The following is a 24,085-nucleotide window of genomic DNA, read 5'->3' on the forward strand; positions in this document are numbered from 1 at the left end:
CTTTCCGCGGACTTCGCTATCCGCGAGGGTGGCAATGGTGTCTTGCCAAGCGTGCAAGGGCGTTTTAGCACTTCGCGCGACGTGTCCACGAACCCTGTAAGGCAATCAAAATGGCGACCCACAAGCTGCTGCTTCTTCCCGGCGACGGTATCGGCACCGAAGTAATGGCGGAGGTGAAGCGCCTGATCGACTGGCTCAACAAGCGCGGCACTGCGCGCTTTGAAACCGAAACCGGTCTGGTCGGCGGCGCGAGCTATGATGCCGACAAGGTTTCGATCTCTGACGCGACCATGGCCCTGGCACAGGCCGCGGATGCGGTGATTTTCGGTGCGGTCGGTGGCCCGAAATGGGATGCAGTGCCTTACGACGTGCGGCCCGAAGCAGGTTTGTTGCGGCTACGCAAAGATATGGCGCTGTTCGCGAACCTGCGCCCGGCCATCTGCTATCCGGCGCTCGCCGATTCCTCAAGCCTGAAGCGGGATGTCGTCGAAGGCCTCGACATCATGATCGTGCGCGAGCTGACCGGCGGCGTGTATTTCGGCGAGCCGAAGACGATTACCGATCTCGGCAATGGCCAGAAGCGTGCCGTCGATACGCAGGTCTACGACACCTACGAGATCGAACGCATTTCCCGCGTGGCATTCGAGCTTGCGCGCAAGCGCCGCAACAAGCTGACCTCGATGGAAAAGCGCAACGTCATGAAGAGTGGCGTGTTGTGGAACGAGGTCGTGACGCAGGTGCATCAGCGCGAATACAAGGACGTCACGCTTGAGCATCAGCTTGCGGACTCCGGTGCCATGCAGTTGGTGCGCCAGCCGAAGCAATTCGACGTCATCGTCACCGACAACCTGTTTGGCGACATTCTCTCGGATATCGCGGCGATGCTGACCGGCTCGCTCGGCATGTTGCCGTCGGCGTCCCTCGGTGAGGTCGATCCGAAGACGAAGAAGCGCAAGGCGCTGTATGAACCGGTCCACGGCTCGGCGCCGGATATCGCCGGCAAGGGCCTCGCGAATCCCGTTGCGATGCTCACGTCGTTCGGCATGGCGCTGCGCTATTCGTTCGATATGCCAAAGGAAGCCGATCTCATCGATCAGGCGATCGCCTCGACGTTGGCAAAGGGTCTGCGCACCGGCGACATCAAGTCCGAAGGCTCAAAGGTGGTCAGCACATCGCAGATGGGCGAGGCGATCATCGGTGAGCTTGACGTCCTGACCGCATAATCCGGCACCTCGCTGACCAGTTGATACGAAAATGCCCGGCGCGAGCCGGGCATTTTGCGTTGAAAGCTGAATGAAATCAGTACAGCGGGAAACCCGTCGGGACGCCGGTATCCCACTGGTCGCCGAGCGGACGGCGGGCCGTATATCGCGGATCGATCAACTCGCCGTAGTTGTAGCCCGGCGGGAAGGCGTAATCGGTGAACTTGCGTTCACCGGGGACCACCTCGGTACCGGCATCGAGCCAGGAGCGGCGCGTGATGTACACGCGGGTACGGCCGCGCTTGTAGGAGTAGTTCTGCGGCTTGCGGGGCGGGCCGTCATAGGTCTGGCTGCCCTCAACATTCACGCTGCGCCGGGGTTGTGCATTGGCTTCGGGGGCGCCAAGGCTGATCGCCGCAACAGCCGCGGTGGCCAGCAGGACCGCCCAAGTATTTGCGCCAGAAATTTTCAAAGCCATCATGTCCTCACGGGATTCCGAATTTGGATCTTATTTAGCCGTTCCGGTCACGCCCCCACAAGATGAAATGGGCCACACTTCCCGACAATAAAGAGCCGGGCGTCGAAAATGTTTCATGAATGACAGGGCGTTAGATGCTGCCCCGGAGCAGAGGCTCCTGCGGCCCGGTGGCCCAGTCGGTGGAGGCTGCCGCCGCAGCACAATCCGAGCGCCGCAATTCGGCTCTTGCGAACAGTTCGGCCATTTTTGGATCGTTGCCGGCCGACAGCAGGGTCAGGCGGTTCAGCGCACACCCCAAAAAAATGCGCTGCGCACTTGCAGAACTGGCATGACAGGACCAGCCGCTGAGCCTGACCTTGGGGACCTCGAAGGTCTTCACGAAGCCGAGACATGCCTGGTTTGCAACCGGCGTGCCGCTGAAGCGAAGCAGATCAACAGGCCCGAATTTGGTATCGATGACGCCTGCGGTCTGCGCTTCTCCATGGCCGGCGGGCCCCATCCGCGGGCCAAGGTCGGCGCCAGCCGCGGCGAATGCACCGAGTTCGTTCCCTGGCCGGTAAATCTCGATTTCAGCGACGGGCGGCTCATCGGCGCCGGCAGACCAGCGCAAAATGTCCTTCCGGCCCCCCTGGGGATGCCGGAGAATGTCGTAACTCTCTGTTTTCTTGACTAAATCCAGGTGACTCACGGCGAAGGCCGGATGTGGCCGGCTGGCCGGCGCCCAGCCGCGCAATGAGGGGCTTACGATCTCGGTTCCACTGGGGGCCGCAGCGGCCAAAAGGTCCGCGACAATTGCAGCCAACACTGCAAGTCCCGAACAGTAGGCCATCAATCGCACGATCACCTCGCGTCGCATAAGGGCGAAGCTGCGAAGGGCGGGATGGATGGTGGAGGTATCCTGGACGTAATCGACGGCGGTCGGACTCATGCGGCGCGTTCTGCTTCCTGAAACGGCGTCGCGCTGTTCCAGCCTCGACGCGGATTTCATCCGCCTCACGGCTGAGCTAGAGTGATTCGACATCGCTTCTGCGTTGTATTTGCGCCGTTTTTCGCATAGAAGCGCTGCCTCTTCCCTTTCCGCAAACCGCGGGGGCGAAGCTTTTTTCCTCGGAGAGTCAACGATGGGTTACAAGGTGGCCTGTGTGGGAGCGACCGGCAATGTGGGCCGGGAAATGCTCAACATTCTGGACGAACGCAGCTTCCCGGCCGATGAGGTCGTGGCACTGGCATCACGCCGCAGCACCGGCGTCGAAGTGTCGTATGGCGACCGGACCCTCAAAGTCAAAGCTCTCGAAAACTACGATTTCAGCGATGTCGATATCTGCCTGATGTCCGCAGGCGGCGAGGTCTCGAAGGAGTGGTCACCGAAGATCGCAGCCGCCGGCGCTGTGGTGATCGATAACTCATCCGCATGGCGCTATGATTCGGATGTGCCGCTGGTCGTGCCTGAGGTGAATGCCGATGCGGTCGCGGGCTTCACCAAGCGCGGGATCATCGCCAACCCGAACTGCTCGACAGCGCAACTCGTCGTCGCACTGAAGCCGCTACATGACGCGGCAACCATCAAGCGCGTCGTGGTTTCGACCTATCAGTCCGTTTCAGGTGCCGGCAAGGATGCGATGGACGAATTGTTCTCGCAGACCAAGGCCGTCTACACCAACGGCGAGCTGGTCAATAAGAAATTCCCGAAGCGCATCGCCTTCAATGTGATTCCCCAGATCGACGTGTTCATGGAGGATGGCTACACGAAGGAAGAGTGGAAGATGCTGGCCGAGACCAAGAAGATTCTCGACCCCAAGATCAAGCTCTCTGCCACCTGCGTGCGCGTGCCGGTGTTCATCGGCCACTCGGAAGCGATCAACATCGAATTCGAGAAGCCGATCTCGGTGGATGAAGCGCGCGAGGTCCTGCGCAAGGCTCCAGGTTGTCTCGTGATCGACAAGCGCGAGCCGGGCGGCTACGCCACGCCGTACGAATGTGCCGGCGAGGACGCCACCTACATCAGCCGCATCCGCGAGGACGCGACGGTGGAGAACGGCCTCGTGCTGTGGTGCGTCTCCGACAACCTGCGCAAGGGCGCGGCGCTCAACGCGATCCAGATCGCGGAGTGCCTCGTCAATCGCAAGCTGCTGCAGCCGAAGAAAAAAGCGGCCTGAGCGGCCGAGCTGGTCACCAGCCCGCAATATCTGACGATCGATCCGAATCAGGCCTCAAGCGTGGAACTCACGCTTGAGGCCTTGTTGTTATATGCCGTCGACACTGCTGATCGCATGGCCGGATCGGCCTGGCCGCGACCACGGCAATTCGGGAAAAGCCGCGCACCAAAAGAAGTCGCGCGGCTGCGATTGCTAGACGACGGCCTTCACCGCATGGAACTCGCCGCTCGACTGATCGAGCACGGACAGCGATCCCTTCGCCACGCCAAAATAGGCGCCATGCAAATGCAATTTGCCGCGTTCAGCCAGGATTTGGATGCAAGGGAACGTCAGCAGGTTCTTGAGGCTGGTCGATACGGCCTTCTTCTCAAGGCGCGTAATGAATTCCTCCAACCCCTCAGTCCGTCCGCGCTCAGCTTCTTCCAGCGTCGGCTCGAGAATTGACATCCACTTGCCGATGAAATCGCCCGGCGACAGCGGTGCGGAATCCTGAACCAGTGCTTTGACGCCGCCGCACTGGGCATGACCGAGAACGACGATGTGTTTGACGTGAAGCACCTGCACCGCGAATTCCAGCGCGGCTGAGACGCCGTGCGCTTCGCCGTCCGGCGCGTAGGGCGGCACCAGATTGGCGACGTTGCGTACGACAAACAATTCGCCTGGTCCGACGTCAAAAATGACCTCCGGAGACACACGGGAATCGCAGCAGCCGATCACCATCGTTTCGGGCGATTGCCCATGCTGGGACAACTCGCGGTAGCGGGATTGCTCGGTCGGTAGACGCTGGGTGGCAAAAGACTGATAGCCGGAGATCAAACGTTCGGGAAATGACGACATGGGCACCTCGCGGATTGCTGCAACGTGGCTAACCATATGCGATGCTCTTGGACAAGCCTTCCGGAGCGCGCGCCGAAGTGGTATCGCCTTCCGATCTCATCTTACAGGAAGCAACCATGTTTCGTCCGCGTCGCAGTGTTTTGTTTATGCCAGGCTCCAATGCGCGGGCGCTCGAAAAAGCGCGTAATCTTCCCGCTGACAGCATCATTCTGGATCTGGAGGATTCCGTCGCGCCGGATGCCAAGGGAACTGCACGTGATCAGATCGCGGCCGCGATCGCGGCGAAAGGGTTCGGCAAGCGCGAAATCATCATTCGTATCAATAATCTCGAGTCGGAATGGTGGCTGGACGATCTGGCAATGGCCGCCAAGGCCCAGCCGGATGGAATCCTGGTGCCGAAGATCTCCACTCCCGATGACATCAAGCAGGTTGAAAGCGAGCTTCGTAAGCTCAAAGCCGATCCTGCTATCCGCATCTGGGCCATGATCGAAACGCCGTTGGCCGTGCTGTCCGCTCAGCAGATCGCGGCGCAGGCGCGCGAGGGCGACAAGCGCCTTGAGGCTTTTGTGATGGGGCCGAATGACATTGCGCGTGAGACGCGGATGCGAATGTTGCCGGGCCGTGCGGCGATGATCCCGCTGTTTGCCCACTGCATCATGGCAGCGCGCGCCTATGGCGTGGAGATGCTGGATGGCCCCTACAACGACATCAACGACATTGCGGGCTTCGCCAAGGAATGCGCGCAGGGCCGCGATATGGGGTTCGATGGCAAGACGTTGATTCATCCCGGCCAGATCGACGCAGCCAACGCCACCTACACGCCGCCGGCAGAGGAAGTCGCACGTGCACGCAAGATCATGGGCGTGTTCGATCTGCCTGAGAACGCCAACAAGGGCGTCGTGCAGCTCGATGGCCAGATGGTCGAACGTCTGCACGTCGAAATGGCCAAGCGCACTGTCGCGATCGCAGATGCGATTGCCGCTTTGAAAGCGCACTGACCCGAAACGCGACGCACTCCTCGTCGAGCCAAACGAAAATGGCCGGGCAAGCCCGGCCATTTTGCGTTGATGGGTCTGTTTGACTTAGAGCCAAGCGCTAGTACCGCCGATTTGAAGTCCCTGTATCACTCTCGGAAAACGCGCGACAGGGACTTCAAATCGAAAGCGGTACTAGAATTATAGTTTTGCTAGTACCCTTTGCTTTCCGAAGTTCGCAAAGCGGGTGCTGCGACGTGTTACGAACTTCGGAAAGCGGGTACTAGAGCCAAGGCCGCTCGGCCCGTTCCTTCGTCTCGAACACGTCGATCGACTTGCTCTTTTCCATTGTCAGCCCGATGTCATCGAGACCGTTGAGCAGGCAGTGCTTGCGGAACGGATCGATCTCGAACGTGACGGTGCCGCCGTCGGGACCGCGGATTTCCTGCTTCTCAAGATCGACCGTCAGCGTTGCGTTGGCGCCGCGATCGGCGTCATCGAACAGCTTGTCGAGGGTTTCCTGCGATACACGGATCGGCAGGATGCCGTTCTTGAAGCAGTTGTTGTAGAAAATGTCGCCGAACGACGTCGAGATGACGCAGCGGATGCCGAAGTCGCCGAGTGCCCACGGCGCGTGCTCACGGCTCGAACCGCAGCCGAAATTGTCGCCGGCCACCAGAATCTTGGCCTTGCGGTAGGCCGTCTTGTTGAGGACGAAATCCGGATTCTCGCTGCCATCGTCCTTGTAGCGCTGTTCGGAAAACAGGCCCTTGCCGAGACCGGTGCGCTTGATGGTCTTGAGGTATTGCTTCGGAATGATCATGTCGGTGTCGACATTGATGATCTTCAGGGGTGCGGCAACACCTTCGAGGGTGGTGAATTTGTCCATGTTTATCCCGTGAACCAGCTGCGGTTTCGCCTGTTTTCATAGATATATCATCATTGCCGTCAAGCTAAAGCCGATAAGGATTTTGCTATGGTCATGGGGCGAAAGCTTTTTCGGGGAAGTTGGGCTGTTTTCGCCGCTGGAACCGTTGTTTTGCTCTCGGTTTCAGGGGCGAGTGCCGATATCTGGTGCCGGCGTGACCTTGATCGGGACAATCCGGTCTGCATGTTCAAGGATGCGCGCGACTGTATCGCTGCTGCGGTTATTGTCGGGGGCGTCTGCGAGCGTCAGAAACTGGGCAACAGCGCAGTAAAATCCTGTGACCCGTCTCGCCTCCGATCCGCAAAAGCACGGCGTTCCGACCGCGCCGGCTGTGACGCGGGTTAGTTAGCCCGCGGCCTCTTCAATCGCTTCCATATCGTCGTCGGACAGCCCGAAATGGTGGCCGATCTCGTGCACCAGCACGTGGGTCACGATGTGGCCGAGGGTTTCGTCGTGCTCTGCCCAGTAATCCAGGATGGGACGGCGGTAGAGCCAAATCATGTTCGGCATCGGAGCGACGTCGCTGTCGCTGCGGAACGGCAGGCCGACGCCTTGAAACAGGCCGAGCAGGTCAAATTCGCTCTCAGCCTTCATTTCGCGCAGCACGTCGTCGGACGGAAAGTCGTCCACCTGAATGATCAGCCCTTCGCACAGGTCGCGAAAATGCTTCGGCAGCCGCGCGAAGGCCTCGTGCGCCATGGTTTCCATCTCAGCGAGGGTCGGGGACTTGGCTGAAGACCACATGCAGTCTTGTTTAAAAGGCTTGCGAGGGAAGTCCAGAGGCTGAAACCTTCCGCGATGGTTGTCCCGGAGTTGACGCGAACGTCGCAATCGGAGAGTTTCCGGCTCCATCCAGTGCCGATGGGACAGGAAGACGCATGATGACGCGGTCACGGACATCGATCATATTTGGGACGGCCTTGGCAGGGGTTGTCTTGGCCGGTCTGGTTTTGGCTGTGCCCACTGGGGCCCGCGCGGCACCGGCTGGCGAAGGAGTGTCCGGCACCGTCACGAAGCTGACGGCCGAGGAGTTTTCAGCGCAGAGCCGTAAAGTGCTTCGGCGTACCCGCCGCGTTCCGATTTACGGTGGATCCAGCTCAAGGTATCCCGGCCCCAATTCTGTGCGGATCTGCAACGACTGGTACGAGCAAGAGTATCGGCCGAGCGGCACCGTCATCGTGCCGCGCATGCGCTGCTACTGGAGCGGTTGACGCCCACGGGGCAAATCAATTTTCGCGTGAACGTGTGCGGCGTTTCTTGTCGCCGTTCTCCAAAATTCCGCTCGGCTCTTTCACAGACGATACAAGCTTCAAATCCGCTCCAATGGATTCATGTGTGTGAAAGCTTGACGACATTCCATGTCGGACGTTCATGATTGCGGCGGCAACATTCACGTCGCATTCAGATCTCCTTTCCTAGCCTGCAACGACTGCGCTGCTTGAAGGGAGAACGATCAAGATGAGTCTCAAGAAGTTTTTTGGTTTTGCGATTGTTGCTGGTTTGATGGCATTTGCGATGCCGGCTGACCGCGCTCAAGCGATGTCGCTCGCCAACCCTGCATCGGCCGCGACAACGCAGCATGCGGGTGATCTGGCGACGGCCGTGCACTGGCGCCGTCATCACCATCACCGCCGTTGGCACCATCATCGTCGTTGGCATCGTCATCACGGCTGGCATCATCGCCACCATGGATGGCATCGGCATCACCACCACCATCGCCGCTGGATCTGATTGGCCGTATGGAATGCGAAGCTCTGTGAGGCGTAAGGGTCTGCCACGGCGGGCCCCGTCGGCCGTGGCAAGCAGGGCGAACGGAAATTGGCGACGTGCGTTATCTGTCGCGTTGTTTTGAATGTGCTGAGACAGACCGGAAGGAGACTTGAAATGAGGAAGTTCGTGGGAGCTGCAGTCGTTGCTGCGGCTCTTTCATTGGGCGCCTGGGCGTCGGTTGTACCTGCAAGCGCTGCACCGCCAGTTGCGACAGTGTCGCCGGGTTATGACGCAAGACTGACCGAGACGAAAGCGACCGATATCAGCGCACGCCGTTACCGTCGCTATTATCGTCCTCACTATCGGCGCTACTACCGTCCGTATTATCGACCCTACTATCGCCCGTATTACCGTCCGTACGGATACTACCGGCCCTATTACGGCTACCGCCCGTATTATTACCGGCCTTATCCCTATTACGGATACGGCTATGGTCCGCGCTTCTACGGACCAGGGTTCGGCTTCCGCTTCTGATGTTTTAGAATTGACGCGTTTTCTTCACGCTTCGTTCGAAAACGCTTTGAAAACAAAACAGGCGCTCGTTAGAGCGCCTGTTTTTTATTGCGTCCAGTTTTGAGCAAAAATTTTTAAGCCGAGGGCCACTCGCGAATATCGACGAAGTGACCTGCGATCGCGGCTGCAGCGGCCATCGCCGGCGACACAAGGTGCGTGCGGCCCTTATGGCCCTGACGGCCTTCGAAGTTGCGGTTCGATGTCGACGCGCAGCGCTCTTCCGGCGCCAGCTTGTCAGGATTCATCGCAAGGCACATCGAGCACCCCGGCTCTCGCCATTCGAAGCCGGCCTTGATGAAGATCTTGTCGAGACCTTCCGCCTCGGCTTGCTCCTTCACCAGGCCGGAGCCCGGCACGATCATCGCATTGACGTGGCCATTGACGGTGTGACCTGCGACGATCTTTGCCGCCGCGCGCAGATCTTCGATGCGGCCGTTGGTGCATGAGCCGATGAAGACGCGATCGAGCTTGATGTCGGCAATCTTCGTGCCGGCCGTCAGGCCCATATAGTCAAGGGCGCGCTGCTTCGAGAGACGCTTGGCTTCATCTGCGATCTTCGCAGGGTCCGGCACAAAGCCGGTGATCGACGCCACGTCTTCCGGCGAGGTGCCCCACGTCACAATGGGAGGCAGCTTGGCGGCATCGAGGCGGATTTCCGCGTCGAAATGGGCACCCTCATCCGTGCGCAGCGTATCCCAGTAACGGATCGCCGCATCCCACGCGGCTCCGGTCGGAGACATCGGGCGGCCTTTGAGGAATTCGTAGGCCTTCTCGTCGGGTGCAATCAGGCCGGCGCGTGCGCCGCCTTCGATCGACATGTTGCAGACCGTCATACGGCCTTCCATCGTCAACGCGCGGATCGCATCGCCGGCGTACTCCAGCACATAGCCGGTGCCGCCTGCAGTGCCGATCTCGCCGATGATGGCCAGGATGATGTCTTTCGCGGTCACGCCGTCCGGCAGCTTGCCGTCGACGGTTGCGCGCATGTTCTTGGCCTTCTTCTGGATCAGCGTCTGCGTGGCGAGCACGTGCTCGACTTCGGAGGTGCCGATGCCGTGCGCCAGCGCGCCGAATGCGCCATGCGTGGAGGTGTGGCTGTCGCCGCACACAATCGTGGTGCCGGGCAGGGTGAAGCCCTGCTCCGGGCCGATCACGTGTACGATGCCCTGACGCTTGTCGTATTCGTTGAAATACTCGACCCCGAACTCGCGGGCGTTCTCGGCCAGCGCGGCGATCTGCTCGGCGCTTTCCGGATCGGGATTAGGCTTGGAGCGGTCGGTGGTCGGGACGTTGTGATCGACCACGGCGAGCGTCTTGTTCGGTGCACGGACCTTGCGGCCGGTGGCGCGTAGCCCCTCGAACGCCTGCGGCGACGTCACCTCATGCACAAGATGCCGATCGATGTAGAGCAGGCAGGTGCCGTCGGGCTGCTCGTCAACCAGATGATCGTTCCAGATCTTGTCGTACAGGGTGGTCGGTTTTGCCATTTTCAGGGTCGTCCGGTGGTGTGCGTGATGCGCTTGCGGCGCCAATTTGGTGTGGCTTTTTACTCGCTTAAACCCGAAGGTAAAAGTATTCTAATGTGATAATCGCTGATCCAAGGCCGCACAATGTCCGCACGCCCGCCGGTTGCACCTTACCTGACGGTTTCGCCCGCTGCCGGGGCCATTACCTTCTACACCGCTGCCTTTGACGCGAGACAGAAGGCGCTGATGCCTGCGCTCGATGGCATGCGGATCATGCATTGTGAGCTGGAAATCAACGGCGCCTCGCTCTTCGTCGCCGACGCCTTTCCCGAATTCGGAACTTCCCGCACGCCCATCCCGGGAGAGCCGGTGACCATGTCGGTCAGTCTCGAATTCGCGACAGCAGATGAGGTGGATTCGGTGTTCGCGCGCGCGACCAAGCTTGGTGCGAAGGGAGAGCTGACGCCCACCCACTCGTTCTGGGGGACGCGCACGGCGATCATCCGCGATCCGTTCGGTCACCGCTGGATCATGAACGGACCTTTGTCGCAAAAATAGCGCGACGTCTTTTCAAACAAGAATGATCAAACAAAAAAGCGCGGCAGAGCCGCGCTTTTTGCATTCTCGAATTTTTCAGCGATTACTCGGCTGCAGCCGCGGCCTGACGATTGTCCTGCTTCTCGACGATGCGCGCCGACTTGCCGCGCAGACCACGCAGATAATACAGCTTGGCGCGACGCACCTTGCCGCGACGGACGACCTTGATCGAGTCGATGTTCGGCGAGTAGATCGGGAACACACGCTCCACGCCTTCGCCGTAGGAAATCTTGCGCACGGTAAAGCTCTCGTTGATGCCACCGCCGCTGCGACCGATGCAGACGCCTTCATAGGCCTGCACGCGCGTACGCTCGCCTTCCTTGACCTTGACGTTCACGATGATCGTGTCGCCCGGTCCGAAGTCCGGAATCGTCTTTCCGGCGGAAAGCTTGTCGAGCTGCTCTTGGTTGAGCTGTTGAATGAGGTCCATCGCAAAACTCCATCGGCGGCGCGCCCGAAGGGGGCTGCGCGGGAAATTCGTATCCAGCACGTGCACGGATTGGCGCGTCGTATACGCGAAAGAGAAGGGGTTGTCACCCTTTCGTCGTGCTTTTTCGTGACCGGGCGAGGTCGATTCGGTTTTGGTAGGCGGCCCAGAGGTCCGGCCGCCGGGCCCGGGTCAGCGCTTCCGCCTCGTTTTGCCGCCAGACGTCGATTTTGGCATGGTCGCCGGACACCAGGACATCGGGAACCGTCCGGCCCTCGAAGACCTGCGGGCGGGTATATTGAGGGTATTCGAGTAGTCCGTTGGAAAAACTCTCATCGGTTCCGGAGGCTAGCTTGCCCATGACGCCCGGCAGGAGCCGCACGCAGGCGTCGATCAAGGCCATTGCCGCGATTTCGCCGCCGGACAGGACATAGTCACCGATCGAGACCTCCTCGAGTTCCCGGGCGTCGATCACCCGCTGGTCGATCCCCTCGAACCGGCCACACACGATCAGAGGGCCGGGCCCTGCCGCCAGCTCGCCGACTCGCGACTGGGTCAATGGCCGACCGCGGGGGCTCATCAGCAGTTTGGGCCGATCTGGTGAAATGTCAGCGGCGTCGATGGCCGCGGCCAGCACGTCGGCCCGCAGCACCATCCCAGGCCCGCCACCCGCGGGCGTATCGTCAACGCTACGGTGGCGGTCCGTGGCTGCGGTTCGGATATCTCGCGCGTCCAACCCCCAGAGGCCGGATGCCAGCGCACGGCCGGCCAGGCTGATGCCGAGCGGTCCGGGAAACATCTCCGGAAACAGGGTAAGGACCGTGGCGTGCCACATGGTCAGGGGCTCCAGCTTGGCTCAGGCCTCCTGCGGACTGTCGCCTTCGATTTCATGCGGAAGCTCGACCACGACGTGGCCATTTGCAAGGTCGACCGTCGGCACGACGGTGTCATTGAATGGCAGCAAGAGTGTCGGGCCTTGTGCGGGCGCGATCTCGATAATGTCGCCGGCACCGAAATTATGGATGGCAAGCACCTTGCCGATATTGCCGCCCTTGGCATCGATGGCCTGCAGCCCAATCAGGTCGGCGTGATAATACTCGCCTTCCTCGGTCTCGGGCAGTCTGTCACGGGGGATGTAGAGTTCGATACCGTTGATCCTCTCGGCGTCGTTGCGTGTTGTCACGCCCTTGAGTGTCGCCACGAGATGATCCTTGGCGATGCGGGCGTGCACCACTTCAAATTGACGCGCGCCGTCTTTGGTCGACAGCGGGCCGTAGTCGACGACCGCCATCGGGTCTTCGGTGAATGGCCATAGCTTCACCTCGCCGCGCACTCCGTGCGCGGCGCCGATTTTTGCAACGCAGATCAGCGCCGCTTGTGTCACGCGGGACCGCGATTAGCCCTTGGCCGCAGCTTCGGCGTTCGCCTTGCGCTCCTTGCGCGGCACAGCCTTTTCCGGGTTGTTGCGCGTGGTGCGCTTGGCAACGCCGGCCGCGTCGAGGAAACGCATCACGCGGTCGGATGGCTGTGCACCCTTGGCCATCCAGGCCTTGACCTTGTCCATGTCGAGCTTCAGACGCAGCTCGCTGTCCTTCGGCAGCAGCGGATTGAAGTGGCCGAGACGCTCGATGAAGCGGCCATCGCGCGGAAAGCGCGAGTCGGCGACGACGACATGGTACACAGGGCGCTTCTTGGTGCCTGCGCGAGCGAGGCGGATCACAACTGACATTCTCTTCTCCGTTGGTGTGTTCGTCTGTTCAAAAAAAGCGGATTATTTTTTCTTGCCGAGGCCCGGGAAACCGCCGAGGCCAGGCAATGTGGGTTTCCCTAAGCCTGGTAGACCGGGAAAATCTTTCGGCAGCGAAGGCGCGCCTTGCGGAATGCCGCCGGGCATCTTCTCTGCGAGCTGTTTCATCGCTTCGGCCGACGGCATGCCGCCGCCGCCAAAGCCCATCATCTGCGCCATGCCCGCCAGCGGGCCGCGCTTTCCCTGACCCATGGCCTTCATCATGTCGGCCATGTTCCGGTGCATCTTCAGCAGCTTGTTGACTTCCTCGACCTTGAGGCCGGCGCCGGCGGCGATGCGCTTTTTGCGGCTGGCTTTGAGGACGTCAGGATTGCGGCGCTCTTCGCGCGTCATCGAATCGATCACGGCGATCTGACGCTTCACGATCTTTTCGTCGAGATTGGCAGCCGCGAGCTGGTTCTTCATCTTGGCGATGCCGGGCATCATGCCCATCAGGCCGCCAATGCCGCCCATGTTCTGCATCTGCGTCAGCTGCTCGCGAAGATCGGCAAGATCGAACTTGCCCTTGCGCATTTTCTCGGCGACGCGCGCAGCTTTCTCTGCGTCGATATGCGCAGCCGCCTTTTCGACGAGCGAGACCACGTCGCCCATGCCGAGAATGCGGCCAGCGATGCGCGAGGGATGGAAATCTTCGAGGGCATCGGTCTTTTCACCGGTACCGATCAGCTTGATCGGCTTGCCGGTGACGGCGCGCATCGAGAGCGCAGCGCCGCCGCGTCCGTCACCGTCGACGCGGGTCAGCACGATGCCGGTGAGATTGACGCGGCTGTCGAAGGCGCGGGCCAAATTCACCGCGTCCTGACCGGTCAGCGAATCCGCGACCAGGAGAACTTCATGCGGGTTGGCGGCCGCTTTGACCTGCGCCGCTTCCGTCATCATCTCTTCGTCGAGGGTGGTGCGGCCGGCGGTATCCAGCAGCACAACGTCGTAGCCGCCCAGCTTGCCGGCCTGCAGCGCGCGTTGTGCGATCTGCGTCGGCATCTGTCCTGCGACGATAGGCAGTGTATCGATCGCAAGATCGCGGCCGAGCACGGCGAGCTGTTCCTGCGCTGCCGGGCGATAGACGTCCAGCGACGCCATTAGAACTTTTTTCTTGTCGCGCTGGGTCATCCGGCGCGCAAGCTTCGCGGTGGTGGTGGTTTTACCGGAGCCCTGCAGGCCGACCATCATGATCGGGATCGGCGCCGGGGCGTTGAGGTCGATCTGCTGGCCGTCGGAGCCGAGCGTATCCACGAGCTGGTCGTGGACGATCTTCACGACCATCTGGCCCGGGGTCACCGACTTGACGACCGTTGCGCCGATGGCTTGCTCGCGGACCTTGTCAGTGAACGAGCGCACCACTTCGAGCGCCACGTCCGCCTCGAGCAGCGCGCGGCGGACCTCGCGCATAGCGGCATCAACGTCGGCTTCCGTCAGCGCGCCGCGCCGGGTCAGCCGATCAAGAATTCCGCCAAGCTTTTCCGACAGATTGTCGAACATCGCTGCGCCGTATCCTGTTGTTCAGCCCCGGAATGGAGCAGAATTTCCAAACACATTTACGCCCGAGGGCGCACAGCGCTGTCGGGCGTTGGCCTCCGGCATCCAGCACCGGTCGGCGGGTCGAAAAGAAACTCTTTCCGAGAATTGCGGCGGTTAAAGCCCCCGAAGGCGGAAAAGTCAAGAAAAGTCCGAAAGATGGGGCTTCCCGTCGAATTGCGGGACAGATCCGGGAACCTTACCTCGCATAATACCTGCCATTCGGGCCCTAGTGTTCCGGTTCTGACATTCGTATGAATTCGCAGCAGGCACTTTACGAATGTCAGAACCAAAGGAACACTAGCAAATACAAAACCCTAGTGTGGCTTTCGGCTCTGACGTTCCTTCGAAGAGTGCGCAGCAAACCTGGAAGGAACGTCAGAGCCGCCACACTAGGGACCCATGAAAGTTACCCGCCGCCGTGTTTTTGGCCTGCTTGCCGGCGCCGCCGTCGCCGTGGGGCTGCCCTCTGTCTGGATTTCCCGCATGAAAACCTATGCCGGTCCTCCCTCCGATCACTTTGACGGAACTCAGTTTTTCGACCCTGACGGGGCGCCGCCGCGGCAGTTCTGGGAGGTGCTGCGCTGGCAGCTCACCAAGAAGTCGGCCAAATGGCCCGAAAAGGCGCCCAGCGGCCATTCGGATGTACCCCCTCCGCGGGTCACGGGCGACAAGGTGCGCTTTTCCTATGTCGGTCACGCGAGTTGGCTGATTCAGACCGCGGGGCTCAATCTGCTGATCGACCCGGTGTGGTCGGACCGCTGTTCGCCGTTCACGTTCGCGGGACCAAAGCGCGTCAATGAGCCGGGCATACCGTTCGACAAGCTGCCGGCCATCGATGCGGTGCTGGTCTCGCACGGCCACTACGATCATCTCGATATCGCCACGCTTTCGAAGCTGGCGGCGAAATTTTCCCCGCGTGTCATCACGCCGCTCGGCAATGACGTCACGATGAAATCCTACGACAGTGCAATCCGGGCCGAGGCCTTTGACTGGAATGAGCGGACTGAGCTTGGAAACGGGGTCTCGGTCACGCTGGTGGCGACGCGGCACTGGACTGCACGCGGAGTGTTCGATCGCAACAAGGCGCTGTGGGCGAGTTTCGTGTTGGAGACGCCGGCGGGCAAACTCTACATCGTCTGCGATTCCGGATATGGCGACGGCAAGCATTTTCGCCGGGTGCGCGATGCCCATGGTCCGCTGCGTGCGGCCATCCTGCCGATCGGTGCCTATGAGCCGCGCTGGTTCATGCGTGACCAGCACATGAACCCTGACGATGCGGTGAAAGCGCTGGGTGACTGCGGAGCCGCGGTGGCGCTGGCGCATCACCACGGCACGTTTCAGCTCACCGACGAGGCAATCGATGCGCCGGTGAAGGATCTTGCGGTGGCACTCGATGCCGCCAAGGTGCCGCGCGACAAATTCGTCGCGCTGAAGCCGGGACAGGTGTTCGAAATCTAGTGACGCTTTACTGCGCTTTAGACTTCAACTCATATGACACGCTGACGGTCACACGCAGAGTTTCTTCGCCTTGCGCCACGGGAGCCGCGGCCGAAACTCCGGCGGCCATCTTGCGATAGGGAATCGGGCCGGGCGTGCTTTCTTCCGAGATACTTAATGGTACGCCGACCGAGACCTCGGCGGCGCGCGCGTAGATTTCAGCTTTCCGCCGTGCGTCGCCGATCGCCTCGACGCGCGCTTCATCGAGCAATTTCGACGCTTTCGAGACCAGGAAGCTGATCCCGCTGATTTCGTTGGCACCGGATCCCACCAGTACGTCGATGGTTTCAGCAACCTTGGTGATGTCGCGGATCGTCACTGTCACACGATTGCTGGCGCGGTAGCCGACGATCTGAAACGGCGCGTTGGCGTTGCGGCTTGCAGCGCTCTGCGGCGACAGCGACAGGCGAGACGTCTGGATGTCCTTTTCCGCGATGCCTGCGTTCTTCAACGAGAGCAGCACGCCGTTCATCGCCTTGTTGTTGGCGTCGCTCGCTTCGCGTGCGGTCTTGGCTTCGGTTGTGACACCGCTGTCGATCTGCGCGACATCGGGCGGCACTGAAATCGTCGCTTCGCCATTGACCGTAATTGTTGGCGGCGCATTTTGTCCGAACGCTGATGAGGCCGTGCAGGCAAGAGCGATTGCGATGATGGCGGAACGGGCACGCATTCTAGGACTCCGGGTGTTCACTTGAGCGGCACGAACACGTTGATGATGAGCTTGTCCTCCGTTGTATTCAACGGATCGGTCACATACTCCTCAATGAACGTATCTTTGGCCTCGAGCTTTTTCTCGTCGAGATAATTGGTAATCGCTTCGTAGGTGTTGTCCATGTTGTCGTAGGATCCGCGATGAACGAACTTCAGCGTCGGGCCTTCGGGTGACGTGCCGATGCTCATTCCCTTGGTGAGGTTCTTTGGATCCTGATCGACCGGAATTTCAGCCTGATAGGTGAAGCCGTTATCGTCGGTTGACGTGTAGACAATGATGACAGATCCGGCAGGCTTGATGTTCTGCTTGTCCAAAAATGTAGAAAGCGATTTCAGCGAGCCGACAATCGTCTCAAACGCCGAATCCCAGGTGGCTGAGCTCTTGAGCATCAGCACTTTCTTTGCCGTCAGGGTTTGTTCTTCGCCGAATGGATCTGCGGACTTTGGCGCGGTGGTCGCCGGGGGCGCTTCCGCAGCAGGGGGTGGAGCGGCGGGCGGGGTTGCAGGCGTTTGCGCCGTCGCGGGCGGCGCGACCGGGGCGGGGGTCTCGGCTGTCGGCGCAGGCGGCGCGGCCGGGACTGCGGGTGTCGCCGCTGGTGGTGGCGGTGGCGTTTGTGCCGGTGCAGGTGCGGCTACGGGAGGCGTTGTTTGCGCCGGGGTGGTTGGTGCTGGGCTCGCCGGCGAACTGGCCGGTGGGGGCGGCGACTGCGCGAGGCTCCCCGGAAAATCGGACCACACCGCTGCTGCCACGACGGCCGCCATGACCACCAGGATCAAAACGCGGGCATTGTTCATGTAGCGGTCTCCATCAGCGCAAAAACATAATTATTCATCGCAAGCGGCTGCGTGGATGTTACCACGAACCACTTCGCTCCGTCTTCCGACGGCATGCGGGCAAAGTGGGGCCATAGTCTGACGCCACGGCTCTGGCCAATTCCATCCGTATTCGCCATATACACCAGTGCCCGATCTGACTTTGCCTCGTTTTGCATCGTTCTAAGCGACTTGCGATCTTATCCACCGGGCATAGGACACCACCATGAGCGCCCTCGCCAATCACAGCTTCGCTAAGATGAACGGTATCGGTAACGAGATCGTCGTTGTCGATCTGCGTGATTCGGCGGGCAAAATTACGCCCGAAGAAGCCCGCGCGATCGCATCGCCCTCGGGTGTGCCTTACGACCAATTGATGGTGTTGCACGCCCCGCGCACGCAAGGCACCAACGCCTTTATCCGAATTTATAATAATGACGGCTCCGAAGCTGCCGCCTGCGGCAACGGTATGCGCTGCGTGGCGCGGCAGGTGTTCGCAGAAACGGGCAAGGATGCGCTGACGTTTGAGACGCGAGCCGGCGTCTTGAACTGTTGGCAGGGGCCATCGCCCGGCCTTTTCACGGTCGATATGGGACCGCCGAAATTCGGCTGGCAGGATATCCCGCTGGCGGAAGAATTCCGCGACACCCGTTCCATTGAGTTGCAGATCGGCCCCATCGATGCGCCGGTGTTGCACACGCCGTCCGTGGTCAGCATGGGTAATCCGCATGCGATCTTCTGGGTGGATGACATCTACGCCTATGATCTTGAGCGTTTCGGACCGTTGCTTGAGAATCACCCGATCTTTCCCGATCGGGCCAACATCACCCTCGCGCAGATTGTCGATCGCGAACACATCGTCATGCGTACATGGGAGCGTGGGGCCGGTTTGACCAAGGCCTGTGGTTCGGCGGCTTGCGCCACCGCCGTGGCCGCCGCGCGCCTGCGCCGTACCGGGCGGACGGTGCATATGACGTTGCCGGGCGGTGAGCTCACGATCGAATGGCGCGAGAGCGATGATCATGTCCTGATGACTGGTCCAGCGGCATTCGAGTTCGAGGGCCGCTTCGATCCTGCATTGTTCGCCAACGTCGCTTGAGATGACGGTCGATGTCGTCACATTTGGATGCCGTTTGAATGCCTTCGAATCGGAGGTGATCAAGCGTGAGGCCGAGGGGGCGGGCATCGGCGACGCCATTGTCATCAATACTTGTGCCGTGACCAATGAAGCGGTGGCGCAGGCCCGCCAGACCATCCGCAAGCTGCGCCGTGAACAGCCGGATGCGCGAATTATCGTGACGGGATGTGCCGCGCAGACCCAGGCGCAGATGTTTGCCGGGATGAGCGAAGTCGATCGCGTGCTCGGCAATGACGACAAGATGCGCAGCGAAGCATGGCGTGCCACCCGTGCGATGTTCGAGGCGCCGACGCCTGGGGACATGTCAGCGGAGCGGAAGATCGCCGTGGCCGACATCATGGCGGTCACCGAGATGGCACCGCATTTGGTCGACGGATTTCACACCGGTCTGCCGCGCGTGTTCGTGCAGGTTCAGAACGGCTGCGACCATCGCTGCACGTTCTGCATCATTCCTTATGGACGCGGGAATTCGCGTTCTCTGGCTATGGGCGTGGTGGTCGATCAGATTCGCACGCTCGTTGATGCCGGGCACGCCGAGATCGTCCTGACCGGTGTCGATCTGACGAGTTATGGCGCCGACTTGCCGGGCGCACCCAAGCTCGGGACGCTGACGAAGCAGATTCTCAAGCATGTTCCCGATTTGAAGAGGCTGCGCATCTCCTCGATCGATTCCATCGAGGTTGATCGTGACCTCCTCGACGTGATCGCCGGCGATGAACGATTGATGCCGCATTTGCATCTGTCCCTTCAGGCTGGCGACGATCTCGTCCTGAAACGCATGAAGCGGCGTCACTCGCGTGCGGACGCGGTTGAATTTTGCCGGCAGGTGCGCCGGTTGCGGCCCGAGATGGCATTCGGCGCTGATATCATCGCGGGTTTTCCGACCGAGACCGAAGAGATGTTTACGCGCTCGCAGACTCTCGTCGAGGAATGCGATCTGACGTTTCTGCACGTGTTCCCCTATTCGCCGCGCCCCGGCACGCCGGCCGCACGGATGCCGCAGGTCGATGGTCGCGCCATCAAGGATCGGGCAAAGCGCTTACGGGCAACCGGTGACGCCGCTTTGCGCCGGAGGCTCGATGCGGAAACAGGCGCGACACGGCAGGTGCTGATCGAAAGTGGAACTCAAGGCCGCACCGAACACTTTGTGCCGGTCGCCATCAAAGGTTTTGCGCCGGGATCAGTCTGTACCTTGAAAATAGCCGGTCACGACGGTGCGCGGCTATTCGGCTGAAACCCCTGCTTCTTGGGTGGAGGCTTCATTGCCCGTCCATCCGCAGGCGCGCAGCCGTTCGTGAAGATGAGCGGGTGCGGGGGCTGCCACCCGCACAGGCGGTTTGTTCTTCGAGAGCGGAATCACGATTTCGCGTGCGTGCAGATGCAGAGTGGGTTCGCCGAAGCGCGGACCGTTGCCGTAAATATTGTCACCGACGATGGGCCAGCCGCTGGCTGCACAATGCACGCGCAATTGATGGGTGCGTCCGGTAATCGGCTCCATGGCGAGCCATGTCATGCCGTTGCCACGCCCGAGAACCTTCCATTTGGTCAGCGACGGAAACCCGTTCGGGTCAGGCTTTTGCCACCATCCTCGTTCTTCATTGAGCCGGCCGAGCGCAATGTCGATTTCACCCTCGTCCGAGCTAGGTCCCCCTTCCACCACGGCCCAGTAGGTCTTGGAAACCTTGCTGTGCTTGAACAGGAGATTGAGGGACGCAGTCGCCTTGCGGTGGCGTCCCAGGACGAGACAACCCGAGGTGTCGCGATCAAGACGGTGCACGAGAACCGGCGGGCGCGGCAGACCGTAGCGCAGAGCGTCGAATGAGGCCTCCAGATTCGGGCCGCCTTTGGGGCCGCGATGCACCGGAATACCCGCCGGCTTGTCGATCACCAGCATCAGCCCGTCGCGATGAAGCACGCGGGAGAGGATTTCGTCTGGTGTCGGTTGTGGCGTATCCATTTTTGCAGGCGGCTTTCGTTTGATGTCCGAACCGGGTAACACACCCTTCCCATGAGCGACAGTACACAAGACCAACCGAAGCAAAGCTGGTGGCGGCGCCTGTCCGCCGGATTGAAGCGAACGTCGAGTTCGATCGGCAGCGCCGTGGCGGATCTCGTCACCAAGCGAAAGCTCGACGGCGCGATGATCGAGGACATCGAGGATGTCCTGCTGCGCGCCGATCTTGGAACCGACGTTGCCGCGCGCATCGCGGAAGCGGTAGGCAAGGGACGTTATGACAAGTCGGTCTCGGCCGACGATGTAACCGCGATTGTTGCCGCCGAGGTGGAAAAGGTTCTCGCGCCCGTTGCGAAGCCGCTGGAGATCGATGCGAGCCAGAAGCCGTTCGTCATTCTCGTGGTGGGTGTCAACGGTTCCGGCAAGACCACGACGATCGGCAAGCTCGCTGCCAAGTTCTCCGCGGAGGGCCGCAAGGTCATGCTGGCCGCAGGGGATACGTTCCGCGCCGCGGCCATCGAGCAGTTGAAGGTCTGGGGTGAGCGCACGAAGTCGCCGGTGATTGCGCGCGCGCAGGGATCGGATTCTGCAAGTCTTGCCTTTGAGGCGATTGAAGCCGCGAAGGCTGACGCTCGTGACGTTTTATTGATCGATACGGCTGGCCGGCTGCAAAACAAGACCGAGCTGATGATCGAGCTCGAAAAGGTCGTACGCGTCATCAAGAAAGTGGACGCGTCGGCACCGCACGCCGTGCTGCTGGTGCTCGATGCCACCGTCGGCCAGAACGCATTGTCGCAGGTCGATGCATTTCACAAGACGGCTGGTGTCACCGGCCTCGTGATGACCAAGCTCGACGGCACCGCGCGCGGCGGCATTCTCGTCGCGCTGTCGGCCAAATACAAACTTCCGGTCCATTTCATCGGTGTCGGCGAAGGTGTCGATGATCTTGCGCCGTTTACCGCTCTTGACTTCGCCCGCGCCATCGCGGGACGCGAAAACTAAAGGATAGCCGACTTGGAAAAGTCCGATTTGGAAAAATCCGCGCCGCATCCGCTGTTCAAGCTGGCCACTGAACTTGGCCCCTTGCTGATCTTCTTCGGAGCGAATGCGAAGTTTGGATTGTTCGTCGCCACGGGCGCGTTCATGGTCGCGGTGGTCGCCGCAATCATCGCGTCTTATGTGGTGACGCGCCATGTGCCGTTGATGGCCATCGTGACAGCGGTGATCGTGCTGGTGTTCGGCGGCCTGACGCTGGTGCTGCACGACGAGACCTTCATTAAAGTCAAGCCGACGATCATCTATGGGCTGTTTGCCGGGACGCTTGGCACCGGACTACTGCTGGGACGGTCCTTCATCGCCGTCATGTTCGATCAGATGTTCAATCTGACGCCGACGGGGTGGCGACTTTTGACCATCCGCTGGATGATCTTCTTTGCAGGCATGGCGGTGCTCAATGAAATCATCTGGCGGACGCAGACCACCGATTTCTGGGTCGCGTTCAAGGCGTTCGGCGTGATTCCAATTACGGTGATCTTCGCGATGCTGCAGACGCCGCTGATCAAGCGCTACCATCTCGAGCCGGCGACGGACGAGGCGAGCGATATCGAGCGCGGCGACATCAGCAAGGGTTGAGTTTTAACCCCACTTCTCCGGCTCATGGTCAGAACAAACAAAAACGCACCGGCATGACCGGTGCGTTTTTGCTTGTGAGGCAAATGGGTGCACTCACGAGCGGGCGTTCAGCGCCTTCTCGATCTCGGTCTTCAGGACGCCTTTGATGTTGTCCGGCGTGATCGGACCGATCAGCTTGTAGACGATGGTGCCGTCACGTCCGATCACGAACGTTTCGGGGACGCCGTAGACGCCCCATTCGATCGCGGCGCGGCCATTGGCATCTACGCCAACCGCGTTGAAGGGATTGCCGTAGCGGCCGAGGAAACGGCGGGCGTTGTCGTCGGCGTCCTTGTAGTTGATGCCGATGACTTTAATGCGCTTGTCCTGCGCCAGCTGCAGCAGAAGCGGGGCTTCGTCATGACACGGCACGCACCACGAGGCCCAGACGTTGACGACGCTGACCTGTCCCTTGAACGAGGCCGGATCGAGCCCCGGCACCTGCGCGCCATCGGCCGTCAGTCCCTGCAGGCCAGGCAGGCTGGTCTGCGGAGCGGGGTGGCCGATCAAGGCCGAAGGAATGCGCGAAGGATCGCCGGAGCCGAGCCTGAACCAGAACAGGCCGGCGAGCAGTGCGAAGACGATCAGCGGCAGGGCCACCAACCATGACCGCCGTGGCTGACGTGTGGAGGGCGTGTCGGTGCTCATGATGATTCGCCGGATCGTTGCGCCGAGCGGCGCGTCACGCCGCTGGCTTCGAGATTGCGCAACGCCTGCTTCTGCTGGCGGAAGTCGAGGGCGATCCAAACAATCAGCGCTACGACGACGAATGCCACAAGTCCGTAAGACGTGACGATGAATGATGCATAGGGACCGAGCGACATGAGATCAGGCGCCCTGCTTGCTGGCTTGCATCATCTGCAGCGACCGCACACGCCGCCTCAATACCTCGTTGCGCATCGCTGCGAGATGCAATGTCAGGAACAAAAATGAAAATGCCACAGCCATGATCAGCAACGGAATGAGAAACGCGCGGTCCAGGGTCGACCCACCCATGCGGATCACCGACGCGCCCTGATGCAGCGTATTCCACCAGTCGACCGAGAACTTGATGATCGGAATGTTGATGGCTCCGACCAGCGTCAGAATCGCAGCTGCCCGTGCCGCGCGCGACGGGTCTTCCACTGCGCGCCAGAGCGCCATGATGCCGAGGTACATGAGAAACAGGATCAAGACCGAAGTCAGCCGGGCATCCCACTCCCAATAGGTGCCCCACATGGGCCGGCCCCATAGCGATCCGGTGACGAGCGCAAGAAATGTGAAAGACGCCCCGATGGGGGCCGCGGCCTTGGCCGCGACGTCGGCAAGGGGATGCCGCCAAACCAGCGTGCCGAGCGCGGCGATGCTCATCACGCCCCAGACGAACATCGACAGCCACGCGTTCGGGACGTGGATGAACATGATCTTCACCGTCGCGCCTTGCTGATAATCGTCGGGTGCGAGCGCTGACTGATAGAGGCCGATGGCCAGCAGGATCGCCGTCAGGGCGGACAGCCATGGCAACACGCGTTCCGTCAGAGCAAGGAACCGTGTCGGATTAGCAAGGTCGATCAGCTTCATAGCGTTCCTGATAATCGTGACGAGTGTGGCACGCAATGCATCCCGATGATGCCGCTGGTGCCTCCGCA

29 protein-coding genes are annotated in these 24,085 nt (G+C 60.8%); 11 read left to right on the forward strand and 18 right to left on the reverse strand.

Going from position 1 to position 24,085, the window contains the following annotated elements; genetic code table 11:
• Window positions 1-110 precede the first annotated feature (110 nt).
• Window positions 111-1,223: a 3-isopropylmalate dehydrogenase gene (gene leuB, locus ACP0KA_RS11525; RefSeq protein WP_424628922.1), complete on the forward strand. Its 1,113-nt coding sequence runs from the start codon at window positions 111-113 to the stop codon at window positions 1,221-1,223.
• A 76-nt stretch (window positions 1,224-1,299) separates the two neighbouring features.
• Here the strand turns inward: leuB and ACP0KA_RS11530 are convergent, their stop codons facing one another.
• Both ACP0KA_RS11530 and ACP0KA_RS11535 read right to left on the reverse strand, forming a co-directional pair.
• Window positions 1,300-1,680, reverse strand: a complete 381-nt coding sequence (locus ACP0KA_RS11530; protein WP_424628923.1) for a hypothetical protein — start codon at window positions 1,678-1,680, stop codon at window positions 1,300-1,302.
• A gap of 130 nt (window positions 1,681-1,810) precedes the next feature.
• Complete coding sequence (locus tag ACP0KA_RS11535) at window positions 1,811-2,608, reverse strand: hypothetical protein (protein WP_424628924.1); 798 nt, start codon at window positions 2,606-2,608, stop codon at window positions 1,811-1,813.
• 193 nt (window positions 2,609-2,801) lie between these two features.
• Between ACP0KA_RS11535 and ACP0KA_RS11540 the strand changes: the two genes are divergently transcribed.
• Window positions 2,802-3,836 carry an aspartate-semialdehyde dehydrogenase gene (locus ACP0KA_RS11540; protein WP_424628925.1) on the forward strand — a complete coding sequence of 345 codons (1,035 nt, stop codon included), beginning with the start codon at window positions 2,802-2,804 and terminating at the stop codon, window positions 3,834-3,836.
• 192 nt (window positions 3,837-4,028) lie between these two features.
• Here ACP0KA_RS11540 and ACP0KA_RS11545 read toward each other — a convergent pair whose 3' ends face one another.
• Entirely contained in the window at window positions 4,029-4,673 is a 645-nt protein-coding gene (locus ACP0KA_RS11545; RefSeq protein WP_424628926.1) for a carbonic anhydrase, read from the reverse strand.
• Between the two features lie 116 nt (window positions 4,674-4,789).
• On the opposite strand from ACP0KA_RS11545, the gene ACP0KA_RS11550 reads away from it, so the two are divergent.
• Entirely contained in the window at window positions 4,790-5,671 is an 882-nt protein-coding gene (locus tag ACP0KA_RS11550) for an HpcH/HpaI aldolase/citrate lyase family protein (protein ID WP_424628927.1), read from the forward strand.
• Window positions 5,672-5,930: 259 nt separating this feature from the next.
• Here the strand turns inward: ACP0KA_RS11550 and leuD are convergent, their stop codons facing one another.
• Together leuD and ACP0KA_RS11560 are read right to left on the reverse strand one after the other, a co-directional pair.
• A complete protein-coding gene (leuD, locus tag ACP0KA_RS11555) occupies window positions 5,931-6,536 on the reverse strand; it encodes a 3-isopropylmalate dehydratase small subunit (protein WP_424628928.1) in 606 nt (201 codons plus the stop codon).
• A 384-nt stretch (window positions 6,537-6,920) separates the two neighbouring features.
• Complete coding sequence (locus ACP0KA_RS11560; RefSeq protein WP_424628929.1) at window positions 6,921-7,319, reverse strand: metallopeptidase family protein; 399 nt, start codon at window positions 7,317-7,319, stop codon at window positions 6,921-6,923.
• 134 nt (window positions 7,320-7,453) lie between these two features.
• On the opposite strand from ACP0KA_RS11560, the gene ACP0KA_RS11565 reads away from it, so the two are divergent.
• On the forward strand, window positions 7,454-7,786 hold the full coding sequence (locus ACP0KA_RS11565) for a hypothetical protein (protein WP_424628930.1): 333 nt from the start codon (window positions 7,454-7,456) through the stop codon (window positions 7,784-7,786).
• A 190-nt stretch (window positions 7,787-7,976) separates the two neighbouring features.
• Here the strand turns inward: ACP0KA_RS11565 and ACP0KA_RS11570 are convergent, their stop codons facing one another.
• On the reverse strand, window positions 7,977-8,279 hold the full coding sequence (locus ACP0KA_RS11570) for a hypothetical protein (protein WP_424628931.1): 303 nt from the start codon (window positions 8,277-8,279) through the stop codon (window positions 7,977-7,979).
• Window positions 8,280-8,459: 180 nt separating this feature from the next.
• On the opposite strand from ACP0KA_RS11570, the gene ACP0KA_RS11575 reads away from it, so the two are divergent.
• The gene (locus tag ACP0KA_RS11575; protein WP_424628932.1) at window positions 8,460-8,819 is read left to right on the forward strand and encodes a hypothetical protein; all 360 of its coding nucleotides are present in this window, start codon (window positions 8,460-8,462) and stop codon (window positions 8,817-8,819) included.
• A 113-nt stretch (window positions 8,820-8,932) separates the two neighbouring features.
• Here ACP0KA_RS11575 and leuC read toward each other — a convergent pair whose 3' ends face one another.
• Entirely contained in the window at window positions 8,933-10,345 is a 1,413-nt protein-coding gene (gene leuC, locus ACP0KA_RS11580) for a 3-isopropylmalate dehydratase large subunit (RefSeq protein ID WP_424628933.1), read from the reverse strand.
• 123 nt (window positions 10,346-10,468) lie between these two features.
• Here leuC and ACP0KA_RS11585 point away from each other — a divergent pair, with 123 nt between their 5' ends.
• Window positions 10,469-10,882: a VOC family protein gene (locus ACP0KA_RS11585; RefSeq protein WP_424628934.1), complete on the forward strand. Its 414-nt coding sequence runs from the start codon at window positions 10,469-10,471 to the stop codon at window positions 10,880-10,882.
• 82 nt (window positions 10,883-10,964) lie between these two features.
• Here ACP0KA_RS11585 and rplS read toward each other — a convergent pair whose 3' ends face one another.
• From rplS to ffh, 5 genes are all read right to left on the reverse strand, one after another.
• Window positions 10,965-11,351: a 50S ribosomal protein L19 gene (gene rplS, locus ACP0KA_RS11590; RefSeq protein WP_424628935.1), complete on the reverse strand. Its 387-nt coding sequence runs from the start codon at window positions 11,349-11,351 to the stop codon at window positions 10,965-10,967.
• A gap of 103 nt (window positions 11,352-11,454) precedes the next feature.
• On the reverse strand, window positions 11,455-12,183 hold the full coding sequence (gene trmD / locus ACP0KA_RS11595; RefSeq protein WP_424628936.1) for a tRNA (guanosine(37)-N1)-methyltransferase TrmD: 729 nt from the start codon (window positions 12,181-12,183) through the stop codon (window positions 11,455-11,457).
• Window positions 12,184-12,204: 21 nt separating this feature from the next.
• Entirely contained in the window at window positions 12,205-12,732 is a 528-nt protein-coding gene (gene rimM / locus ACP0KA_RS11600) for a ribosome maturation factor RimM (RefSeq protein ID WP_424628937.1), read from the reverse strand.
• A gap of 12 nt (window positions 12,733-12,744) precedes the next feature.
• Entirely contained in the window at window positions 12,745-13,077 is a 333-nt protein-coding gene (rpsP, locus tag ACP0KA_RS11605) for a 30S ribosomal protein S16 (RefSeq protein WP_424628938.1), read from the reverse strand.
• Window positions 13,078-13,119: 42 nt separating this feature from the next.
• On the reverse strand, window positions 13,120-14,634 hold the full coding sequence (gene ffh / locus ACP0KA_RS11610; RefSeq protein WP_424628939.1) for a signal recognition particle protein: 1,515 nt from the start codon (window positions 14,632-14,634) through the stop codon (window positions 13,120-13,122).
• 438 nt (window positions 14,635-15,072) lie between these two features.
• Here ffh and ACP0KA_RS11615 point away from each other — a divergent pair, with 438 nt between their 5' ends.
• On the forward strand, window positions 15,073-16,131 hold the full coding sequence (locus ACP0KA_RS11615) for an MBL fold metallo-hydrolase (protein ID WP_424628940.1): 1,059 nt from the start codon (window positions 15,073-15,075) through the stop codon (window positions 16,129-16,131).
• A gap of 7 nt (window positions 16,132-16,138) precedes the next feature.
• Here the strand turns inward: ACP0KA_RS11615 and ACP0KA_RS11620 are convergent, their stop codons facing one another.
• Entirely contained in the window at window positions 16,139-16,840 is a 702-nt protein-coding gene (locus ACP0KA_RS11620; protein WP_424628941.1) for an SIMPL domain-containing protein, read from the reverse strand.
• A gap of 17 nt (window positions 16,841-16,857) precedes the next feature.
• Window positions 16,858-17,676, reverse strand: a complete 819-nt coding sequence (locus ACP0KA_RS11625) for a GyrI-like domain-containing protein (protein ID WP_424628942.1) — start codon at window positions 17,674-17,676, stop codon at window positions 16,858-16,860.
• 244 nt (window positions 17,677-17,920) lie between these two features.
• On the opposite strand from ACP0KA_RS11625, the gene dapF reads away from it, so the two are divergent.
• Together dapF and mtaB are read left to right on the forward strand one after the other, a co-directional pair.
• The gene (gene dapF, locus ACP0KA_RS11630; protein WP_424628943.1) at window positions 17,921-18,793 is read left to right on the forward strand and encodes a diaminopimelate epimerase; all 873 of its coding nucleotides are present in this window, start codon (window positions 17,921-17,923) and stop codon (window positions 18,791-18,793) included.
• A gap of 1 nt (window position 18,794) precedes the next feature.
• Window positions 18,795-20,066 (forward strand): tRNA (N(6)-L-threonylcarbamoyladenosine(37)-C(2))-methylthiotransferase MtaB, encoded by a 1,272-nt coding sequence (mtaB, locus tag ACP0KA_RS11635; RefSeq protein ID WP_424628944.1) that lies wholly within the window; start codon window positions 18,795-18,797, stop codon window positions 20,064-20,066.
• On the opposite strand, the gene ACP0KA_RS11640 is transcribed toward mtaB, so the two are convergent.
• Complete coding sequence (locus tag ACP0KA_RS11640) at window positions 20,055-20,789, reverse strand: RluA family pseudouridine synthase (RefSeq protein ID WP_424628945.1); 735 nt, start codon at window positions 20,787-20,789, stop codon at window positions 20,055-20,057. The two genes, mtaB and ACP0KA_RS11640, sit on opposite strands and share 12 nt — an antisense overlap.
• Window positions 20,790-20,840: 51 nt before the next feature.
• Between ACP0KA_RS11640 and ftsY the strand changes: the two genes are divergently transcribed.
• Both ftsY and ACP0KA_RS11650 read left to right on the forward strand, forming a co-directional pair.
• Complete coding sequence (gene ftsY / locus ACP0KA_RS11645; RefSeq protein ID WP_424628946.1) at window positions 20,841-21,788, forward strand: signal recognition particle-docking protein FtsY; 948 nt, start codon at window positions 20,841-20,843, stop codon at window positions 21,786-21,788.
• 27 nt (window positions 21,789-21,815) lie between these two features.
• Entirely contained in the window at window positions 21,816-22,418 is a 603-nt protein-coding gene (locus tag ACP0KA_RS11650; RefSeq protein WP_424631564.1) for a septation protein A, read from the forward strand.
• A gap of 93 nt (window positions 22,419-22,511) precedes the next feature.
• On the opposite strand, the gene ACP0KA_RS11655 is transcribed toward ACP0KA_RS11650, so the two are convergent.
• Genes ACP0KA_RS11655 through ACP0KA_RS11665 form a run of 3 tightly spaced genes read right to left on the reverse strand, consistent with a single transcriptional unit; the run spans window position 22,512 to window position 24,017 of the window.
• Window positions 22,512-23,105, reverse strand: a complete 594-nt coding sequence (locus ACP0KA_RS11655; RefSeq protein WP_424628947.1) for a DsbE family thiol:disulfide interchange protein — start codon at window positions 23,103-23,105, stop codon at window positions 22,512-22,514.
• Window positions 23,102-23,281, reverse strand: a complete 180-nt coding sequence (gene ccmD / locus ACP0KA_RS11660; RefSeq protein WP_424628948.1) for a heme exporter protein CcmD — start codon at window positions 23,279-23,281, stop codon at window positions 23,102-23,104. Before ccmD ends, ACP0KA_RS11655 begins: the two co-directional genes overlap by 4 nt.
• A gap of 4 nt (window positions 23,282-23,285) precedes the next feature.
• On the reverse strand, window positions 23,286-24,017 hold the full coding sequence (locus tag ACP0KA_RS11665; RefSeq protein WP_424628949.1) for a heme ABC transporter permease: 732 nt from the start codon (window positions 24,015-24,017) through the stop codon (window positions 23,286-23,288).
• Between the last annotated feature and the right edge of the window lie 68 nt (window positions 24,018-24,085).

It is taken from the genome of Bradyrhizobium sp. SYSU BS000235, from assembly GCF_049747295.1.
Lineage (GTDB): Bacteria > Pseudomonadota > Alphaproteobacteria > Rhizobiales > Xanthobacteraceae > Afipia.

Bases quoted from the DNA above. Each gene is read 5' to 3' on its own strand.
- leuB (WP_424628922.1), top strand. From the start codon at position 111: ATGGCGACCCACAAGCTGCTGCTTCTTCCCGGCGACGGTATCGGCACC.
- ACP0KA_RS11530 (WP_424628923.1), bottom strand. From the start codon at position 1,680: ATGGCTTTGAAAATTTCTGGCGCAAATACTTGGGCGGTCCTGCTGGCC.
- ACP0KA_RS11535 (WP_424628924.1), bottom strand. From the start codon at position 2,608: ATGAGTCCGACCGCCGTCGATTACGTCCAGGATACCTCCACCATCCAT.
- ACP0KA_RS11540 (WP_424628925.1), top strand. From the start codon at position 2,802: ATGGGTTACAAGGTGGCCTGTGTGGGAGCGACCGGCAATGTGGGCCGG.
- ACP0KA_RS11545 (WP_424628926.1), bottom strand. From the start codon at position 4,673: ATGTCGTCATTTCCCGAACGTTTGATCTCCGGCTATCAGTCTTTTGCC.
- ACP0KA_RS11550 (WP_424628927.1), top strand. From the start codon at position 4,790: ATGTTTCGTCCGCGTCGCAGTGTTTTGTTTATGCCAGGCTCCAATGCG.
- leuD (WP_424628928.1), bottom strand. From the start codon at position 6,536: ATGGACAAATTCACCACCCTCGAAGGTGTTGCCGCACCCCTGAAGATC.
- ACP0KA_RS11560 (WP_424628929.1), bottom strand. From the start codon at position 7,319: ATGTGGTCTTCAGCCAAGTCCCCGACCCTCGCTGAGATGGAAACCATG.
- ACP0KA_RS11565 (WP_424628930.1), top strand. From the start codon at position 7,454: ATGATGACGCGGTCACGGACATCGATCATATTTGGGACGGCCTTGGCA.
- ACP0KA_RS11570 (WP_424628931.1), bottom strand. From the start codon at position 8,279: ATGCCGATGCCATCCATGGTGGCGATGATGCCAGCCGTGATGACGATG.
- ACP0KA_RS11575 (WP_424628932.1), top strand. From the start codon at position 8,460: ATGAGGAAGTTCGTGGGAGCTGCAGTCGTTGCTGCGGCTCTTTCATTG.
- leuC (WP_424628933.1), bottom strand. From the start codon at position 10,345: ATGGCAAAACCGACCACCCTGTACGACAAGATCTGGAACGATCATCTG.
- ACP0KA_RS11585 (WP_424628934.1), top strand. From the start codon at position 10,469: ATGTCCGCACGCCCGCCGGTTGCACCTTACCTGACGGTTTCGCCCGCT.
- rplS (WP_424628935.1), bottom strand. From the start codon at position 11,351: ATGGACCTCATTCAACAGCTCAACCAAGAGCAGCTCGACAAGCTTTCC.
- trmD (WP_424628936.1), bottom strand. From the start codon at position 12,183: ATGTGGCACGCCACGGTCCTTACCCTGTTTCCGGAGATGTTTCCCGGA.
- rpsP (WP_424628938.1), bottom strand. From the start codon at position 13,077: ATGTCAGTTGTGATCCGCCTCGCTCGCGCAGGCACCAAGAAGCGCCCT.
- ffh (WP_424628939.1), bottom strand. From the start codon at position 14,634: ATGTTCGACAATCTGTCGGAAAAGCTTGGCGGAATTCTTGATCGGCTG.
- ACP0KA_RS11615 (WP_424628940.1), top strand. From the start codon at position 15,073: ATGAAAGTTACCCGCCGCCGTGTTTTTGGCCTGCTTGCCGGCGCCGCC.
- ACP0KA_RS11620 (WP_424628941.1), bottom strand. From the start codon at position 16,840: ATGCGTGCCCGTTCCGCCATCATCGCAATCGCTCTTGCCTGCACGGCC.
- ACP0KA_RS11625 (WP_424628942.1), bottom strand. From the start codon at position 17,676: ATGAACAATGCCCGCGTTTTGATCCTGGTGGTCATGGCGGCCGTCGTG.
- dapF (WP_424628943.1), top strand. From the start codon at position 17,921: ATGAGCGCCCTCGCCAATCACAGCTTCGCTAAGATGAACGGTATCGGT.
- mtaB (WP_424628944.1), top strand. From the start codon at position 18,795: ATGACGGTCGATGTCGTCACATTTGGATGCCGTTTGAATGCCTTCGAA.
- ACP0KA_RS11640 (WP_424628945.1), bottom strand. From the start codon at position 20,789: ATGGATACGCCACAACCGACACCAGACGAAATCCTCTCCCGCGTGCTT.
- ftsY (WP_424628946.1), top strand. From the start codon at position 20,841: ATGAGCGACAGTACACAAGACCAACCGAAGCAAAGCTGGTGGCGGCGC.
- ACP0KA_RS11655 (WP_424628947.1), bottom strand. From the start codon at position 23,105: ATGAGCACCGACACGCCCTCCACACGTCAGCCACGGCGGTCATGGTTG.
- ccmD (WP_424628948.1), bottom strand. From the start codon at position 23,281: ATGTCGCTCGGTCCCTATGCATCATTCATCGTCACGTCTTACGGACTT.
- ACP0KA_RS11665 (WP_424628949.1), bottom strand. From the start codon at position 24,017: ATGAAGCTGATCGACCTTGCTAATCCGACACGGTTCCTTGCTCTGACG.